Annotated in this window: 13 protein-coding genes; 6 read left to right on the top strand and 7 right to left on the bottom strand. The window is 70.6% G+C overall.

The features are described 5' to 3' along the window. Window positions 1–33: 33 nt before the first annotated feature. Window positions 34–1,485 carry a cytochrome P450 gene (locus JAP66_RS18835; protein WP_199433097.1) on the bottom strand — a complete coding sequence of 484 codons (1,452 nt, stop codon included), beginning with the start codon at window positions 1,483–1,485 and terminating at the stop codon, window positions 34–36. A gap of 98 nt (window positions 1,486–1,583) precedes the next feature. Further along, window positions 1,584–2,309 carry an SDR family oxidoreductase gene (locus JAP66_RS18830; protein ID WP_199433096.1) on the bottom strand — a complete coding sequence of 242 codons (726 nt, stop codon included), beginning with the start codon at window positions 2,307–2,309 and terminating at the stop codon, window positions 1,584–1,586. 83 nt (window positions 2,310–2,392) lie between these two features. Between JAP66_RS18830 and JAP66_RS18825 the strand changes: the two genes are divergently transcribed. Next, window positions 2,393–3,283 carry a LysR family transcriptional regulator gene (locus tag JAP66_RS18825; protein WP_199433095.1) on the top strand — a complete coding sequence of 297 codons (891 nt, stop codon included), beginning with the start codon at window positions 2,393–2,395 and terminating at the stop codon, window positions 3,281–3,283. A gap of 43 nt (window positions 3,284–3,326) precedes the next feature. On the opposite strand, the gene JAP66_RS18820 is transcribed toward JAP66_RS18825, so the two are convergent. The 3 genes from JAP66_RS18820 to JAP66_RS18810 all read right to left on the bottom strand — a co-directional run bounded on the left by JAP66_RS18820 (window position 3,327) and on the right by JAP66_RS18810 (window position 9,092). Continuing rightward, complete coding sequence (locus JAP66_RS18820) at window positions 3,327–4,400, bottom strand: ribonucleotide-diphosphate reductase subunit beta (protein WP_199433094.1); 1,074 nt, start codon at window positions 4,398–4,400, stop codon at window positions 3,327–3,329. An 80-nt stretch (window positions 4,401–4,480) separates the two neighbouring features. Further along, window positions 4,481–7,387 (bottom strand): ribonucleoside-diphosphate reductase subunit alpha, encoded by a 2,907-nt coding sequence (locus JAP66_RS18815; protein ID WP_199433093.1) that lies wholly within the window; start codon window positions 7,385–7,387, stop codon window positions 4,481–4,483. A gap of 208 nt (window positions 7,388–7,595) precedes the next feature. Further along, the gene (locus JAP66_RS18810; protein WP_199433092.1) at window positions 7,596–9,092 is read right to left on the bottom strand and encodes a flavin-containing monooxygenase; all 1,497 of its coding nucleotides are present in this window, start codon (window positions 9,090–9,092) and stop codon (window positions 7,596–7,598) included. 106 nt (window positions 9,093–9,198) lie between these two features. Between JAP66_RS18810 and JAP66_RS18805 the strand changes: the two genes are divergently transcribed. Next, window positions 9,199–10,206, top strand: coding sequence for an AraC family transcriptional regulator (locus tag JAP66_RS18805; RefSeq protein WP_199433197.1), 1,008 nt, complete (start codon window positions 9,199–9,201; stop codon window positions 10,204–10,206). 49 nt (window positions 10,207–10,255) lie between these two features. Here JAP66_RS18805 and JAP66_RS18800 read toward each other — a convergent pair whose 3' ends face one another. After that, window positions 10,256–10,867 carry an acetoacetate decarboxylase family protein gene (locus JAP66_RS18800; protein WP_199433091.1) on the bottom strand — a complete coding sequence of 204 codons (612 nt, stop codon included), beginning with the start codon at window positions 10,865–10,867 and terminating at the stop codon, window positions 10,256–10,258. Between the two features lie 2 nt (window positions 10,868–10,869). After that, window positions 10,870–11,709 (bottom strand): enoyl-CoA hydratase-related protein, encoded by an 840-nt coding sequence (locus tag JAP66_RS18795; RefSeq protein ID WP_199433090.1) that lies wholly within the window; start codon window positions 11,707–11,709, stop codon window positions 10,870–10,872. A 146-nt stretch (window positions 11,710–11,855) separates the two neighbouring features. On the opposite strand from JAP66_RS18795, the gene JAP66_RS18790 reads away from it, so the two are divergent. The 4 genes from JAP66_RS18790 to JAP66_RS18775 are packed head-to-tail and all read left to right on the top strand — an operon-like array spanning window position 11,856 to window position 17,081. Next, window positions 11,856–12,647, top strand: a complete 792-nt coding sequence (locus tag JAP66_RS18790; RefSeq protein ID WP_199433089.1) for a TIGR03084 family metal-binding protein — start codon at window positions 11,856–11,858, stop codon at window positions 12,645–12,647. Continuing rightward, on the top strand, window positions 12,644–14,332 hold the full coding sequence (locus JAP66_RS18785) for an acyclic terpene utilization AtuA family protein (RefSeq protein ID WP_307849619.1): 1,689 nt from the start codon (window positions 12,644–12,646) through the stop codon (window positions 14,330–14,332). The genes JAP66_RS18790 and JAP66_RS18785 overlap by 4 nt, the downstream gene beginning before the upstream one ends. After that, entirely contained in the window at window positions 14,329–15,477 is a 1,149-nt protein-coding gene (locus JAP66_RS18780) for an acyl-CoA dehydrogenase family protein (RefSeq protein WP_199433087.1), read from the top strand. Before JAP66_RS18785 ends, JAP66_RS18780 begins: the two co-directional genes overlap by 4 nt. Further along, window positions 15,474–17,081, top strand: a complete 1,608-nt coding sequence (locus tag JAP66_RS18775) for an acyl-CoA carboxylase subunit beta (protein ID WP_199433086.1) — start codon at window positions 15,474–15,476, stop codon at window positions 17,079–17,081. Before JAP66_RS18780 ends, JAP66_RS18775 begins: the two co-directional genes overlap by 4 nt. The last annotated feature ends 3 nt before the right edge of the window (window positions 17,082–17,084 follow it).

The raw sequence follows: 17,084 nt of genomic DNA, 5'->3' as shown, positions 1-17,084 counted from the left end.
CAGAGTGATTGTAGGTGGTGCTCCCGTTGCCGGTCAGCGGCGGTCCAGGCGCACGGGCAAACCATCGACGGGTACCGGCAGTGATACGTAGTCCCAGCGGACGTCGTAGCCCGGCGGCACGCTCCACCGGTAGGTCCGCAGCATCTCGTGCAGCAGGGCCTTCACTTCAAGCGTGCCGAAATGCAGGCCGATGCACTTGTGCGCGCCACCGCCGAAGGGCAGCCACGCGTAGCGATGGGACTTGTCCTCCCGGCGCTGTTCGCCGAACCGCTCGGGATCGAAGGAGTGCGGGTCGCTCCAGCACGCCGGGTCGAAATGGTTCACGGTCGGCGAGACGCCGACGAGCGTGCCCTCGGGGATGTAGTGGCCCAGCACCGAGGTCTCCTTGACCGTCTTGCGGGACAGGCTCGGCACCGGTGCGACGAGCCGCAACGCCTCCTTGATCACCAGGTCGAGCGTGTGAAGCTGCTCCAGGGCCTCGATGTCGGGGATGTCGTCGCCGAGCCGGAGTGACTCCGCCCTGGCCCGTTCCTGCCACTCGGGGTACTTGGCGAGGTAGAAGGCGGCGGCCGAGCTGGTGATGGTGGACGTGTCGTGCGCGGCCATCATCAGGAAGATCATGTGGTTGACGACGTCCTCGTCGGTGAACCGCTCGCCGTCCTCGGTCGTCGCCTGGCACAGCGCCGAGAACAGGTCGCCGCCGGGAGCGGCACGCTTGGCCGGCAGGTTCTCCGCGAAGTAGCGCTCGAGCACCTTGCGGCCGCGCAGCCCGGCCGCCCAGCGGCCTCCAGGTACCGGGTGACGCACGACGGCGGTGGCGGCTCGCACGGTGTCGACGAAAGCCCGGTTGATCGCCCTCGCGTCGTCCCCGCTGCGCATGTTCATGAAGACTCGCGTCGCCACGTCGAGCGTGAGCTGCTTGAGCGACCAGTACAGCCTCGGGTTCGGGTCGGTCCGCCACCCGGCGATCCCGGCGCGCAGGGTCGGGCCCATCTGGTCGACGTAGCCCACGAGCCGGTCGCGGGTGAAGGCGTCCTGCATGATCCGGCGGTGCATGTGGTGCTCGCCGAAGTCGAGCAGCATCAGCCCGCGCGAGAAGAACCGCTCGATGAAGAACCTCCAGCCTTCCTGCGAGAAGGCTTTGTCCTTGTTGACGAGGGCGGCCTGCGTGGCGTCCGGGCCCGCGAGGGTGACGATGCGGTGGCCGAACGCGCGGGACCAGGACACGGGGCCGTACCGCTCGATGCGGCGCAGGGCGTACTCGACGCCGTAGCGCATGAAGTCCAGCGAGTGCCCGATCAGGGGCGGGCCGTCGTCGCCGAGCACGGGCTTCAGCCCGCTGCCCGCAGGCGGTGCGGCGAGCTCGTGCACCGGCCAGCGTTTGGCGAGGATGCGCTCGTCGACGGCGCGCGGCAGCCGCAGCGCCGTGATCGGCGGTACGCGTTCCCTGATCGAATCGGTCACCCTGCCGACAGCCGACGTCATCGTCATCACCCCGCATCTGCCTCTGGGACGACGGTCCCGCACTATTGGCAATCTGACAAGAGGGTTCAGCCGTCCGGTGGTGAGTCAGACTTTCCGGGTCACCAGGGGACGACGCCCTCGTCGTCGAAGAAGCCACCGCGCGGCCCGTCATCCGGCAGGGTGGCGAGCCGGATCGCGATCGCGGCACCCTGCTCGGGCGTTCGCGGCGCGTTGAAGCCGGTGAAGTCGGTCGCCACGTAGCCGGGGCAGCCGGCGTTCACGATGACGTTCGTGTCGGCGAGTCGGCGGGCGTACTGTGCCGTGACGCTGTTGAGCATCGACTTCGACGGTGCGTACGCGGCCATGATCGGGCCGGTCTGCAGTGTCAGCGAGCCCATGTTGCTCGACATGTTGACGATGCGCGGCGAGTCCGCGCGGCGCAGCAGAGGGAGCATCGCGTTCGTCACCCGGACGACCCCGAACACGTTCGTGTCGAGGACGGTGCGGACGACGTCGAGGTCGAGCGTCGTCGGGTCTTGCGCGCCACCGTCGGTCCGGCCGGAGATGCCGGCGTTGTTGACGAGCACGTCGAGCCGTCCTGCCGTCTGCTCGATGGTCGCCGCTGCCGCGGCGACGCTGTCGTCGGAGGTGACGTCGAGGGCGACCCCGAACGCGTCAACGCCCGCGGTACGCAGACGCTCGAGGGCCTCCTCGCGCCTGGCATCGTCGCGTGCGCCCATCGCGACCGTGAAGCCGATCGCTCCGAGACCCTGTGCGATGGCGAAACCGATTCCCTTGTTCGCGCCGGTGACCAGCGCGGTCTTCGTGTTGTTCACTCCGTCCATGCTCGGCGAGCCGTGCGCTCGCTGTCCAAGACCGAGTCGGTGGACTGTGATACCCAGCAGGTATCAGCCGGTAGGCTGCTCGCGTGGACGATCTCGAGACCCGCGAGCTCAGATACTTCGTCGCCGTCGCCGAGGAAACGCACTTCGGACGTGCCGCCGGCCGGCTCGGGATCGCGCAGCCGCCGCTCTCACGCGCGATCCGCCGGCTGGAGCGGCGGCTCGGCGTCCAGCTCCTCGACCGGGACCGTCGAGGAGTGGCGCTCACCGACGCCGGCAGGGTGCTGCTCCGCGAGGCCCGAGCAGCCCTCGACGCGGTCGCGGCCGCTGAGCGTCGGACGCGGCGTGCCGGGGATCCGAAGCGGCCGCTGGTGCTCGCGACGAAGGCCGGGGCGTCCCATGAACTGCTGCAACGGCTCCTCGACGAGCTTGCGAGCGAACCCGATGGCGCACCGATCGAGATCCTCCTGTGCGAGGTCGGCGAGCAGGCACGGCTGCTCCGCAACGGGCGCGCCGACGTGGCACTCATGCATCGCCCGTTCGACGACCTCGCCGGGTTCGACACCGAGGACCTCTTCGTCGAAGGCCAGGTCGCGATCCTTCCCGCGGTGCATCCGCTCGCCTCCCGTGAGCAGCTCACGCTGGCGGATGTCCGCAATGTGCCGGACCTGCCGATCGCTCGATGGCCCCGGCTCGACGGGTCCTACCCGGACGGGCCCGGACCGGAGGTGCACACCCAGTCACAGCTCGCTCAGCTCGTGGCGCTCGGCAGGACGCTGCTCGTCATCCCTGCCTCCAGCCGTGCCTGGCAGTGGCCCGAACACGTCGCGGTGCCCGTCGTCGACGCGCCGGACGTCACCACGGTGATCGCATGGCCGCCAAGCAGTCACTCCCAGGCGGTCGCGTCACTCGTCCGCTCAGCGGCCGGGCTCCGCGGCAGCGCGCTGGGTCCATGGGCTGAGAGTGCCTCACCGTAGGCCCGGTGCAGCTCCCCTTGAGTCAGGACAGACCGGGGGGCGCTCAGTCCCAGTCGAGGGCGCTGCCGCTCTGGTACTCGGTCACCCTCGTCTCGAAGAAGTTCTTCTCCTTCTTCAGGTCCATTGCCTCCGACATCCACGGGAACGGGTTCTCGTCCACGCCGAAGATCGGCGTCAGGCCGATCTGCCGGGCCCGGCGATCGGTGATGAAGCGCATGTACTGCTCGCACAGCTGCGCCGACAACCCGAGCATCCCGCGCGGCATCGTGTCGCGCGCGTAGGCCACCTCCAGCTCGCACGCCTCGGTGAGCATGCCTCGCACCTCCCGCTGGAACTCCGGCGTCCACAGGTGCGGGTTCTCGATCTTGATCTGGTTGATGCAGTCGATGCCGAAGTTCAGATGGATCGACTCGTCCCGCAGGATGTACTGGTACTGCTCGGCGATGCCGACCATCTTGTTGCGCCTGCCGAGCGAGAGGATCTGCGCGAAGCCGGTGTAGAACCACATCCCCTCGAAGATCACGTAGAAGGCGACGAGGTCTCGCAGGAAGTCCTGGTCGGCCTCCGGCGTGCCGGTCTCGAAGTCCGGGTTCTCCAGGTTCCGCGTGTACTTGAGCGCCCAGGCGTCCTTGTCCGCGATCGAGGGCACCTCGCGGTACATGTTGAACAGCTCGCCCTCGACGAGACCGAGGCTCTCGCAGATGTACTGGAAGGTGTGCGTGTGCACGGCCTCCTCGAACGCCTGCCGCAGCAGGTACTGGCGGCACTCCGGGTTGGTGATGTGCCGGTACACCGCGAGCACGATGTTGTTCGCCACCAGCGACTCCGCCGTGGCGAAGAAGCCGAGGTTGCGCTTGAGCATCAGCCGCTCGTCCTCGGTCAGCCCGTCCGCCGACTTCCACAGCGCGATGTCGGCCTGCATCGCCACCTCGGTCGGCATCCAGTGGTTGTTGCAGCCGGCGAGGTACTTCTCCCACGCCCAGCCGTACTTCAGCGGCAGCAGCTGGTTGACGTCGGCGCGGGCGTTGATCATCGCCTTGTCGTCGACGCTGACGCGCTCCGCGCCACGCGCGATCTCGCCGAGGCCGGTGGTGTCGAGGGTGTCCACGTTGGTCATGGTGCCTTTCTGCAGGTCAGCGCTCGTGAGTGCGGACACGGGTTCTAACTCGTGTCCGCACTCACGAGGGGTCGGGCGGGTTACTGGCAGGCTTCGCAGTCCGGGTCGTCGATCCGGCACGCCTCCGGCTCGGGCGACGGCCCGGCGGCGGGCACTGTGCTGGTGCCTCCGGTGCCGGCGGGCACTGTGCTGGTGCCTCCGGTGCCGGCGGGCACTGTGCTGGTGCCTCCGGTGCCGGCGGGCACGGCGTTGAGCTTGCCGTCCGTTCCCCGCAGCGTGCTCTTCTCCACATGCGTCGCCGACTGGGCCCGCAGGTAGTACGTCGTCTTCAGCCCCCTGCGCCACGCGTAGCGGTACAGCTCGTCGAGCCTGCGCCCGCTCGGCGCATCGATGTAGAGGTTCAGCGACTGGGCCTGGTCGATCCACTTCTGCCTGCGCGACGCGGCGTCCACCAGCCAGCGGCTGTCCACCTCGAACGCCGTGGCGAACAGCTCCTTGAGATCAGCGGGCACCCGGTCGATCTCGCCCAGGCTCCCGTCGAAGTACTTCAGGTCCGCGACCATGACCTCGTCCCACAGCCCGCGCTCCTTGAGACTCGCCACCAGGTACGGGTTCACCACCGTGAAGTCGCCCGACATGTTCGACTTGACGAACAGGTTCCGGAACAGCGGCTCGATCGACTGGCCCACCCCGCTGATGTTGGAGATCGTCGCGGTCGGCGCGATCGCCAGCACGTTCGAGTTGCGCATCCCCGTCACGCGCACGCGCTCGCGCAGCGCGTCCCAGTCGAGCGTGGCCGAGGTGTCGACGTCCAGTGCGTCCCCCTGCCGTGCCTCCGCGAGCAGCCGCAGCGAGTCGAGCGGCAGGATGCCCCTGCTCCACAGGGAGCCCTCGAAGCTCTCGTACCGGCCGCGCTCGGCGGCGAGGTCGGCCGACGCCGAGATGGCGTAGTAGCTGATCCGCTCCATGCTGCGGTCGGCGAACTCCACCGCCCCTTCCGAGGCCAGCGGCAGGCCAAGCTGGAACAGCGCGTCCTGGAAGCCCATCAGCCCCAGCCCGATCGGCCGGTGCCGCAGGTTCGACCGGCGTGCCTCCGGAATCGTGTAGAAGTTGATGTCGATCACGTTGTCGAGCATCCGCACGGCCGTTCGCACCGTGCGCTCCAGCCGCTCGGCGTCCAGCCCGTCCGCCGTCACGTGCCGGTCCAGGTTCACCGAGCCGAGGTTGCAGACCGCCACCTCGCCGGAACCGGTGTTCAGCGTGATCTCCGTGCACAGGTTCGACGAGTGGACCACACCCGCGTGCTGCTGCGGCGAGCGCAGGTTGCACGGATCCTTGAAGGTGATCCACGGGTGGCCGGTCTCGAACAGCATCGTCAGCATCCGCCGCCACAGCTCCACCGCACGCACCGTGCGGAACACCCTGATCTCGCCGCGCCCGGCGGCCGCCTCGTACTCGCGATAGCGCTCGGCGAAGGCCGTGCCGTACAGGTCGTGCAGGTCGGGCACCTCGTCGGGGGAGAACAGCGTCCAGGAGCCGTCCGCCTCCACCCGGCGCATGAACTCGTCCGGCACCCAGTTCGCGGTGTTCATGTCGTGCGTGCGCCTGCGGTCGTCCCCGGTGTTCTTGCGCAGGTCGAGGAACTCCTCGACATCGATGTGCCAGGTCTCCAGGTAGGCGCAGGCCGCACCCTTTCGCTTGCCGCCCTGGTTGACCGCGACCGCGGTGTCGTTGGCGATCTTGAGGAACGGGACCACGCCCTGCGAGGTGCCATTGGTCCCCTTGATGTGCGCGCCGAGGCCGCGGACCGGCGTCCAGTCGTTGCCGAGGCCGCCCGAGTACTTGGCGAGCAGCGCGTTGTTCTTGTACGATTGGAAGATCGAGTCCAGGTCGTCGTCGACCGTGGTCAGGAAGCACGACGAGAGCTGCGGGCGCGTCGTGCCCGAGTTGAACAGCGTCGGCGTCGACGCCATGAAGTGGAACGACGACAGCAGCTCGTAGAACTCCACGGCGCGTGCCTCCCGGTCGTCCTCGCGGATCGCCAGGCCCATCGCCACCCGCATGAAGAACGCCTGCGGCAGCTCGAACCGGGTGCCGTCGTGGTGCAGGAAGTAGCGGTCGTAGAGCGTCTGCAGGCCGAGGAAGCCGAAATCGAGGTCCCGCTCGGGCCGGATCGCCGCGGTGATCGCGTCCAGGTCGAACGTGGCCAGCTCGGGACTGAGCAGCTCCAGCTCGATCGCGCGCCGGAGGTAGTCGCGGAAGTAGCCGCCGTAGGCCGCGGCCATCTCGTGCTGGCTCGCCAGCCGTGGCGCGCCGGCGAGGTAGCTCAGCGCCTCGCCGCGCAGCCGGTCCAGCAGCAGGCGCGCGCTGACGTAGGAGTAGTTCGGCTCCTGCTCGACGAGGGTGCGGGCGGCCATGACCTGGGCGAGCGCGAGCTCGTCGGGGCTGATGCCGTCGTAGAGGTTGCGCCACGTCTCGGTCAAGACCGGCTCGGCGGAGACGTCGGCCAGCCCCGCGACAGCCTCGCCGACCACCTGCGAGACCCGGTCCCAGTCCAGTGGCGTGACCGTGCCGTCGGCTGCCGCGACGCTGATCTCGGCCCTCGGCCGCCCGGGTCGCCCGGCCTCGCGTGCCCTGGTGCGTTCCTCGCGGTAGAGCACGTAGGCCCGCGCGACCTTGTGCTGGCCGCCGCGCATCAGCGCGAGCTCGACGAGATCCTGGATCTGCTCGATGTGCAGCGCCTGCTCCGGTCCGGCGTGCCGGAACAGTGCGGCCTCGACCTGCGCGGTCAGCTCGGCGACGATGTGGTGGATGCGGGAGGACGCGGCGGCGTCGCCGCCCTCGACCGCGAGGAACGCCTTGGTCATGGCGACGGAGATCTTGTTCGCGTCGAACGAGGACACGCTGCCGTCCCGGCGGATGACCCGCACCGCCGAGGCGGCCGGATCTGACGCGGACGGTGAGCGCTGGGAGGTCTCCACAGACATGCGCGGCTCCAGAAGGGTGCGTTCGGTGGCCCGCCGGCCGCTGCCGACGGGCTGAAGACGAGGTGTCGAAGCTCGCGAGCGCGCCGGGCCGCGGCAACGCGGTCCACCGCCCACGAGGTGCCCGAAGACTACATGTTGGGGTCGGCAGTCGCACGGGACCCAACATGCTGGCGTGTCGACGTGTTCTACGACACCTCGCCCGAACGGGTCAGATACCGGCGGCCCCCGGCGCGCCTGCGCGGAAGTCGGCCGGGTCGAGCCTGCGGGTGCGCCTGCGGTACTCGGCGGTGCGGCCCGGCCAGTTGCTCACCACCCGGCCGTGCTCGTTGCGGTACCAGCTGCTGCACCGGGTCCACACCGAGCGGCCGAGCCGCCGCTGCACCTCGGTGTCCCAGCGGCGCTCCGCCTCGGGACGCACGTCGAGGTAGCGGCCCGGGCGCGCGGCGAGCCGGCGCACCGCGTCGCGGATGTAGCGTGCCTGGCTCTCCAGCATGTAGACGACGGAGCCGCCGCCGAGGTTGGTGTTCGGGCCGTACATCAGGAACATGTTGGGGAATCCGGGCACCGTGATACCGAGATGCGCGCGGGCGCCCTCGCTCCATGCCTCCGACAGCGGCCGGTGGTCCAGCCCGTGGATCTTGATCGGGGCCAGCAGTTCCAGCGCGGCGAATCCGGTGCCGTAGACAATGACGTCGGCCGGGTGCTCAGTACCGTCGGCTGTCCGCACGCCGTCCGGCGTGATCTCGGCGATGTCCTCGGTCACCAGGTCCACATCGGACCTCGTGAGCGCCGGATAGTAGTCGTTGCTGAACAGCACGCGCTTGCACCCGATCTCGTAGTCGGGCGTCAGCTTCCGGCGTAGCTCCGGGTCCCGCACTTGTTCGCGCAGGTGTTTCTCCGCCTGTCTCTTGAACACCGGGACCATCCACTGCCACTTCGACAGGCACTGCTGGGCGAACTCGGCGTAGAGCCAGAAGCTGACGCGGTCGAGCGTCTGCAGCAACGGCACGGTGCGGAAGAGCCGATGGTGCCAGCTCCGGTAGGCATGGTCGCGCTTGGGCAGGATGTACTGCGCCGACCGCTGGAACACGGTCAGCCGCCCCACCTTCCGCTGGATCTCCGGCACGAACTGGATGGCGCTCGCCCCCGTGCCGATCACCGCCACACGCTTGCCGTCGAGCTCGCAGTCGTGGTCCCACTCGGCGGAGTGGAACGAGCGGCCGCGAAAGGTCTCGATGCCGGGGATGGTGGGGAACGCCGGCCGGGACAGCTGCCCGGTGGCCGGGATGAGGACCTGCGCGGAGTACTCCTCGCCGTTCGCCGTGTGGACGTGCCAGCGGGCGCCGGTCTCGTCGAACTCCGCGGAGGCGACCTCCGTGGAGAACCGGATGTGCCCGGTCACGCCGTACTTGCGCGCAGTCCGGCCGAGGTAGGAGTGGATGTCCGGCTGGGCCGCGTAGCGCCGGGGCCAGGCGAGGTTGCGCTCGAAGGAGAACGAGTACAGCGGCGAGGGGACGTCGCAGCCCGCGCCCGGATAGGTGTTCTCGCGCCAGACGCCGCCGAGGTCGTCCGCCCGCTCCAGGATCACGAAGTCGTGGATGCCCGCGCGGCGCAACTCGATCGCCATCGCGATGCCGCCGAAGCCCGCGCCGATGACGAGCGCGGTGGTACGGACGGCCTCCCTGGACGAGTTCACGGTCGTCATGGCTCGAAGGCTAGGTCGGGGGGCCGCGCTCCTCCAGCGGCGGGCCGGACAAGATATTGATACTTTCGGACACGTGGTGGTGAACGGAGACGTGCGACGGCCCCCGGTGACCGACTGGGACTTCCCACGCGGTGTCGGGGGAGTGGTGCTGCTCGTGGACTTCGCCTCGGAGCTGGGCATCCCGGCCGAGCGAGTGCTGCGCGGCACGGGGATCGGCGCGGACGCCGTCCGCGACCCGCTCGCACAGGTCGAGGCCCATCAGGAGCTCGCCGTCGTCCGCAACCTGTTGCGGGCGAGCGGCGCCGACCCGGCCGCGCTCGGGCTCGCGGCGGGGCAGCGCTACCACGCGACGTCCTACGGCATCTGGGGTTACGCGGTCATCAGCAGCGGCACCGTCCGCGACGCGGTGGAGGTCGCACTGCGCTACGTGGAGCTGACGTTCGTGTTCTGCGTTCCGGAACTGCGTGACGGTACCGACCTCGCCCAGCTCTGCTGTCACGACGAGGCCGTGCCGGCCGACGTGCGGCCGTTCCTGCTCACCCGGGACATGGCGGCGATCTTCACGCTGATCCGGGAGCTGCTCGGCACGCCGTTGCCGGCCAGGGCGGTGCGGCTGCGGCTGCCGGAGCCGGCGGATGTCGCGCCGTACGCCGACGTGTTCGGCACGGTGCCCGAGTTCGGCGGGGAGAGCAGCGGTGTGGTGTTCCCGCGGGAGCTGCTCGCGCGCCGGATGCCGCAGGCCAACGAGCACACCGCCGCGCTGTGCGAGCAGCAGTGCCGGGAGCTGCTCACGCGTCGCCGCGAGCGGACGGGCGTCGCGCGGCTGGTGCGGGACAGGCTGCTCGCCGCCGAAGGGCTGCGCTCGGACATGGACAGCATCGCCGCCGGGCTCGGCATGACCGGCCGGACACTGCGGCGGAGGCTGGCCGCCGAGGGCACCAGCTACCGCGCCCTGGTCGACGAGGTGCGCGAGGCCTTCGCCGAGGAGCTGCTCGCCACCCGCGCGCTGTCGGTCGAGCAGATCGCCTACCGGCTGGGCTACGCCGAGGCGTCGAGCTTCATCCACGCCTTCAACCGCTGGAAGGGAACCAGTCCGCGGGCGAGCCGGTCGTGAGTGCGCACACGAGTTAGAACTCGCGTGGGCACTCACGAGCCGGACGTGCTCAGCCGCCGAAGCGGATCCGGAAGTCCTTCAGGTGCAGGCTCAGCAGCGGGCGGCGGCCGGCGAGGTAGCCGAGCGGGCCGTCAGCGTTGACCTTCCAGTTGGCGGCGGCGGCCTGTGGCCGACCGGTCGAGCGCACATCGCTGACCAGGACCCGCCCTTGTACGGCCTGGGCGATCGAGAAGCTCACCGGCGGACCCGGCAGCGGCAGGCCGCGCGGCACGAACGCCGCCGTCGCGATCCAGTCGCCGGGGGTGCTCGCGGCACCGGCGAACCCGCGGCCGTGGCGGAACTCCAGGGTCGCCAGCTCCTTCGGGATGCCCCACAGCTCCCGGCCACCCGCGAGGGAGATCTCGCTGTCGACCCAGATCTCGGTGATCGTCGCGGTGGCACGCGGGCCCCGCCGGAGCACCACGGCGGAGAGCAGTTCGTGGTACGAGAGCTGCCCGTGCGGCTGGTAGTCGATCCACGCGGTGCACACGATCGCGCGGCCGCCTGCGGTCACCGGCGACACCCCGCCGGGTACCCGGGGCAGTTCGGCCAGTGGCACGGCCCACGCGGACAGGTACGCCTGGCCTGCCAGGTTCCAGGGCTCCGGTGGGTACCCGGGCATGGTCAGCGCTCCTCGGTCCAGGGCAGGAACTCCGGCAGGCCGTCGCCGACCCGCTGGGTGAACTCCGGCGGCCGCTTCTGCAGGAACGACATGACACCCTCGATCGCGTCCGGGTTGCTCGGGATGCTCGCGATGAGCTGGGAGTCCAGCTCGTGCACCGGAAACGGGGTGTCCACCCCGGACATCCGGTAGAGCAGCTGCCGGGTCACGGCGACCGAGACTGGCGCGGTGCTCGCGGCCAGGTCGGCGGCCAGCTCGTAGGCCGCTTCGAGCAGCCGCTCCGGCGGATGCAGCGAGTGCACGAGACCGGCCGCCCGCGCCTCCTCGGCGTCGAACACCCGCCCGCTGATCATCCAGTCCATGGCGCGGCCCAGCCCGACGAGCCGGGGCAGGAACCAGGCGGAGGCCCCCTCCGGGTAGATGCCGCGCCGCACGAACACGAAGCCGAACCGGGCGTCGGTGGCCGCGAGCCGGTAGTCGGCGGACAGCGTGATCGTGACGCCGCCGCCGATCGCGGCGCCGCGGATCGCCGCGATCACCGGCTTGTTCATCGTGTAGATCCGCTTCGAGCACCGGCCCGCAGGCTCCTGCCAGTGCGCGTCCGGGCCGGTCTGGTCGAAGTCGAAGCCGCCCTCCGACAGGTCGGCGCCCACCGAGAAGTTGTCGCCCGCCCCGGTCAGCACGGCCACGCGCACCTCGTCGTCCCGGTCGGCCCGGTCGAAGGCGTCGGCCAGCTCGTCGGCCATCCGCACGGTGTAGCCGTTGCGTGCCTCCGGGCGGTCGAGCGTGACGGTGGCGATGCGGTCGGCCACCTCGTACGTGATGTCGGCGTAGTCAGGCACGGCGTCTCCCACGGTGTGTCGTTGTGCCGACCGTATTCCATCCGAACCTTGCTGGCAATCTGTCAACAAGATAAAACAATCATGTGTGCTTGATTTTTCCGTGGCCGGGTGCCACGCTCGCCGCAACGGCGCGAGGAGGTGCTGGCGTGGCGGATCTCGGTCCGATCCTGAGCGACCTGGCAGACGAGAGTCAGGAGCTCGACGACCTGGTCGCGGGCCTGCCCGGGGTGGAATGGGCCCGGCCGACACCGGCCAAGGGGTGGACGATCGCGCACCAGATCGCGCACCTGGCGTGGACCGACGAGAAGGCGCTCGTCGCGGCGCGCGAGCCCGAGGGGTTCGCCGCCGAGGCACGGCGGGCACTGGCCTCGGGACCCGGCTACGTCGACGAGGGAGCCGCCGAGGGGGCCTCGAAACCCCCGGCCGAGCTGCTCGCCGCCTGGCGGGAGAGCAGGGCACGGCTCGCCGACGCACTGGCCGACGTCCCGCCGGGCACGAAGGTGCCGTGGTTCGGGCCGCCGATGAGCCCCGCCTCGATGGTGACCGCGCGGATGATGGAGACCTGGGCGCACGGCCAGGACGTCGCCGACGCGCTCGGCGCCCGGCGCACGCCCTCGGCGCGGTTGTGGCACATCGCCCGCTTCGGCGTGCGCACCAGGGACTTCGCCTTCCAGCTGCGCTCGCTGACAGCGCCCGCCGAGGAGTTCCGCGTCGAGCTCACCGCGCCGGACGGCAGCAGCTGGTCGTTCGGCCCGGAGGACGCCGGGCAGCGCGTGACCGGCAGCGCGCTCGGTTTCTGCCTCGTCGTGACCCAGCGCCGCCACCCGGCCGACACGGATCTGCGCGCCGAGGGGGCCGGTGCCGCGGAATGGCTCGGCATCGCGCAGGCCTTCGCGGGCGTGCCGGGGCCAGGGCGCAGGGCGGGGCAGTTCTCGTGACGATCAGGATCGGCAACGCGTCCGGCTTCTACGGCGACCGGTTCTCCGCCGTGCACGAGATGCTCACCGGCGGCCCGCTCGACGTGCTCACCGGCGACTACCTCGCCGAGCTGACCATGCTCATCCTCGGCCGCGACCGGCTCAGGAACCCGGACCGCGGTTACGCCAAGACCTTTCTGCGTCAGCTCGAGGGCGATCTCGGGCTGGCCGCCGACAAGGGCGTCAAGATCGTGGCCAACGCGGGGGGACTCAACCCGGCCGGGCTCGCCGGCGCGCTGCGGGAGCTGGCGGGCCGGCTCGGGGTCGACGTCGCGATCGCGCATGTCGAGGGCGACGACCTGCTGCCGAGAGCCGGCGAGCTCGGGCTGGGGACGCCGCTCACCGCCAACGCCTACCTGGGCGCGTGGGGGATCGCCGAGTGCCTGCGCGGCGGCGCCGACGTGGTCGTGACCGGGCGGGTCACCGACGCCTCGGTGGTCGTCGGTCCGGCCGCGGCACACTACGGCTGGGCGCGCGAGGACTACGACGCGCTGGCCGGTGCGGTGGCGGCCGGCCACGTCATCGAGTGCGGCGCGCAAGCGACCGGCGGCAACTACGCGTTCTTCACCGAGCACCGGATCGGTGTGCCGGGCTTCCCGATCGCCGAGATCGACGCCGACGGGTCGAGCGTGATCACCAAGCACGAGGGCACCGGCGGAGTGGTCACGCCGGGCACGGTCACCGCGCAGCTGCTCTACGAGGTCGGCGGCGCCCGCTACCCGGGCCCGGACGTGACCGCGAGGTTCGACACGCTCGTGCTCGGCGAGGACGGCCCGGACCGGGTGCGCATCAGCGGGGTGCGCGGTGAGCCGCCACCCCCGCGGCTCAAGGTGGGCCTCAACAGCCTCGGCGGGTTCCGCAACGAGGTCACCTTCGTGCTCACCGGCCTCGACATCGAGGCCAAGGCCGCGCTCGTGCGCGAGCAGCTGGAGACCGCGCTCCGGGCGAACCCGCCCGCCGAGCTGCGCTGGACGCTGGCCCGCACCGACCACGAGGACGCCGACACCGAAGAGCGGGCGAGCGCGCTGCTGCACTGCGCAGTGAAGGACGCCGACGCGAAGGTGGCGGGGCGCGCGTTCAGCGGTGCCGCGATCGAGCTGGCACTCGCCAGCTACCCGGGCTTCCACGTCACCGCGCCGCCGTCGGATGCCTCGCCCTACGGGGTCTACACGGCTTCGTTCGTGGACGCCGGGGAGGTGCCGCACGTCGCGGTGCTGCCGGACGGCGGCCGGGTGGACGTGCCGCCGCCGGGCGAGACCAGGGAGCTGGCCGATCCGGCCGAACCGGCGCCGCCCGAGCCGTTGCCGCCGGGGCCGGTGCGACGAGTGCCACTCGGCACGGTCGCCGGTGCCCGCAGCGGCGACAAGGGCGGCAGCGCCAACGTCGGGGTCTGGGCGCGCTCGGAGAAGGCGTGGCGGTGGCTCGCGCACGCGCTCACCGTCGAGGAGTTCCGCCGCCTGCTGCCGGAGACCGGGGGCTTGCCCGTCACCCGGCACGTGCTGCCGAACCTGCGTGCGGTGAACTTCGTCGTCGAAGGGCTGCTCGGCGAGGGCGTCGCCGCCCAGGCCCGCTTCGACCCGCAGGCGAAGGCCCTCGGCGAGTGGCTGCGCGGCCGGTACCTGGAGATTCCGGAGGTCCTGCTGTGAGCGATCGGTTCGCCACCCCAGAGCGGGCGGCACTGCGCAAGACCGTGCGCCGCTTCATGGAGGGCGAGGTGCTGCCGTACCTCGACGACTGGGAGCGGGCCGGTGAACTGCCCAGGGACCTGCACCGCAAGGCCGGTGAGATCGGGCTGCTCGGGGTCGCGTTCCCGGAGGACGTCGGTGGCGGTGGCGGCGACTATCTCGACGCGCTCACCGTCGCCGAGGAGATCCACTACGCCGGTGGCTCGGGCGGCCTCGTCGCGTCGCTGTTCACCTGCGGCATCGCGGTACCGCACATCGCGGAGGCCGGTGACGCGGCGCAGATCGAGCGCTGGGTCCGGCCCGCGCTGACCGGCGAGAAGATCGGCTCGCTCGCCGTGACGGAGCCCGGCGGCGGATCGGATGTCGCTTCGGTGCGCACCACCGCGCGCCGGGAGGGCGACCACTACGTCGTCAACGGGTCCAAGACGTTCATCACGTCGGGCTGCCGGGCGGACTTCGTCACCACCGTGGTACGGACAGGGGAGCAGGGTGCGCACGGGATCTCGCTGCTCGTCGTGGAGAGCGGCACGCCCGGCTTCGGCGTGACCAGGAAGCTGGCGAAGATGGGCTGGCACTGCTCGGACACGGCCGAGCTGTCCTATGTGGATGTCCGGGTCCCGGTCGAGAACCTGGTGGGCGCCGAGAACAGCGGCTTCGCGCAGGTGGCGACGCAGTTCGTCACCGAGCGGCTTTCCCTGGCCGTGCAGGCGTACGCGACCGCGCAGCGCGCCCTCGACCTCACCGTCGGGTGGTGCCGCCTGCGGGAGACTTTCGGCAGGCCGCTGATCTCCCGGCAGCTCGTGCAGCACAAGCTGGTCGAGATGGCGCGCCGGGTCGACGTCGCCCGTACCTACGTCCGTGAGGTGGCGCTGCGCCACGTCGCGGGCGAGGAGGTCATCGCCGAGGCGTGCTTCGCGAAGAACACGGCCGTCGAGGCGGGCGAGTGGGTGGTCGACGAGGCGGTGCAGCTGCACGGCGGCCTCGGCTACCTGAGCGAGTGCGAAGTGGAGCGGCACTACCGCGACATGCGCATCCTCGGCATCGGCGGCGGCACGAACGAGATCCTCGCCGGGCTGGCGGCGAAGCGATTGGGGTACACGTCGTGACGACACTGAGGTCCACTCTGGACACTTCGGGTGCGGAGTTCACCGCCTACCGCGAGGCCATGCTCGCCAAGCTGGACGAACTGGCCGGCGAGCACGCCAAGGCCGTCGATGGCGGTGGGGAGAAGTACGTCGCCCGGCACCGCAAGCGCGGCAAGCTGCTGGTGCGCGAGCGCATCGAGCTGCTGCTCGACGAGGACTCGCCGTTTCTGGAGCTGTCCCCGCTGGCCGGCTGGGGCAGCGACTTCCAGGTCGGGGCCAGCGCCGTTACCGGCATCGGCGTCGTCGAGGGTGTCGAGTGCATGATCATCGGCAACGACCCCACGGTGCGGGGCGGCGCGAGCAACCCGTGGACGACGCGCAAGATCTTCCGCGCCTCCGACATCGCACTGGAGAACCGGCTCCCGGTCATCAACCTGGTCGAGTCCGGCGGTGCCGACCTGCCGACGCAGAAGGAGATCTTCATCCCGGGCGGCCGGCTGTTCCGCGACCTCACGCGGCTGTCGGCGGCCGGCATTCCAACGGTCGCGCTGGTGTTCGGCAACTCCACCGCGGGAGGCGCGTACGTGCCGGGCATGTCCGACTACGTGGTGATGATCGAGGAGCGGTCGAAGGTGTTCCTCGGTGGCCCGCCGCTGGTCAAGATGGCGACAGGAGAGGAGGCGGACGACGAGTCGCTCGGCGGTGCCGGCATGCACGCGCGCACGTCGGGTCTCGCGGACTACCTCGCCCGCGACGAGCCGGACGCGATCCGGATCGGCAGGCGGATCGTGTCCCGGCTGAACTGGCGCAAGCACGGGCAGGCGCCCGCGGCCGCGACGGCGCCGCGCTACCCCGAGGAGGACCTGCTCGGCGTGGTGCCGGACGGGCTCAAGGTGCCGTTCGACCCGCGCGAGGTACTGGCAAGGGTCGTGGACGGGTCCGAGTTCGACGAGTTCAAGCCGCTCTACGGCAACAGCCTCGTCACCGGCTGGGCCAGGGTGCACGGCCATCCGGTCGGCGTGCTGGCGAACGCGCGCGGAATCCTGTTCAGCGAGGAGTCGCAGAAGGCGACGCAGTTCATCCAGCTCGCCAACCAGACCGACACGCCGCTGCTGTTCCTGCACAACACGACCGGCTACATGGTGGGGCAGAGCTACGAGCAGGGCGGGATCATCAAGCACGGCGCGATGATGATCAACGCCGTGTCGAACAGCAAGGTGCCGCACATCTCGCTGCTCATCGGCGCCTCCTACGGCGCGGGACACTACGGCATGTGCGGCCGCGCCTACGATCCGCGCTTCCTGTTCGCCTGGCCGAGTGCCAAGTCCGCGGTGATGGGCCCGCAACAGCTGGCCGGGGTGCTCTCGATCGTCGCCCGCGCCGCCGCCGAGGGGCGGGGCCAGCCCTACGACGAGGACTCCGACGCCGCGATGCGGGCGGCGGTGGAGTCGCAGGTCGAGGCCGAGTCACTGCCGATGTTCCTGTCCGGGCGGCTCTACGACGACGGGGTGATCGACCCGCGTGACACCCGCACCGTGCTCGGGCTCTGCCTTTCCGCGATCCACAACAACCCTGTCAGGGGTGCCCAGTTCGACGGCACCGGCTTCGGCGTCTTCCGGATGTGAGGC

Origin of the sequence: Qaidamihabitans albus (assembly GCF_016464705.1) — a bacterium.
Classification (GTDB): Bacteria; Actinomycetota; Actinomycetes; order Mycobacteriales; family Pseudonocardiaceae; genus Qaidamihabitans; species Qaidamihabitans albus.
The sequence above is the reverse complement of the archived record's forward strand: the minus strand, read 5'-3'. Positions and strand labels throughout refer to the sequence as shown.

Excerpts from the sequence above, each read along its gene's own strand:
- JAP66_RS18835 (WP_199433097.1), bottom strand. The coding sequence starts at position 1,485 with ATGACGTCGGCTGTCGGCAGGGTGACCGATTCGATCAGGGAACGCGTA.
- JAP66_RS18830 (WP_199433096.1), bottom strand. The coding sequence starts at position 2,309 with ATGGACGGAGTGAACAACACGAAGACCGCGCTGGTCACCGGCGCGAAC.
- JAP66_RS18820 (WP_199433094.1), bottom strand. The coding sequence starts at position 4,400 with ATGACCAACGTGGACACCCTCGACACCACCGGCCTCGGCGAGATCGCG.
- JAP66_RS18815 (WP_199433093.1), bottom strand. The coding sequence starts at position 7,387 with ATGTCTGTGGAGACCTCCCAGCGCTCACCGTCCGCGTCAGATCCGGCC.
- JAP66_RS18810 (WP_199433092.1), bottom strand. The coding sequence starts at position 9,092 with ATGACGACCGTGAACTCGTCCAGGGAGGCCGTCCGTACCACCGCGCTC.
- JAP66_RS18800 (WP_199433091.1), bottom strand. The coding sequence starts at position 10,867 with ATGCCCGGGTACCCACCGGAGCCCTGGAACCTGGCAGGCCAGGCGTAC.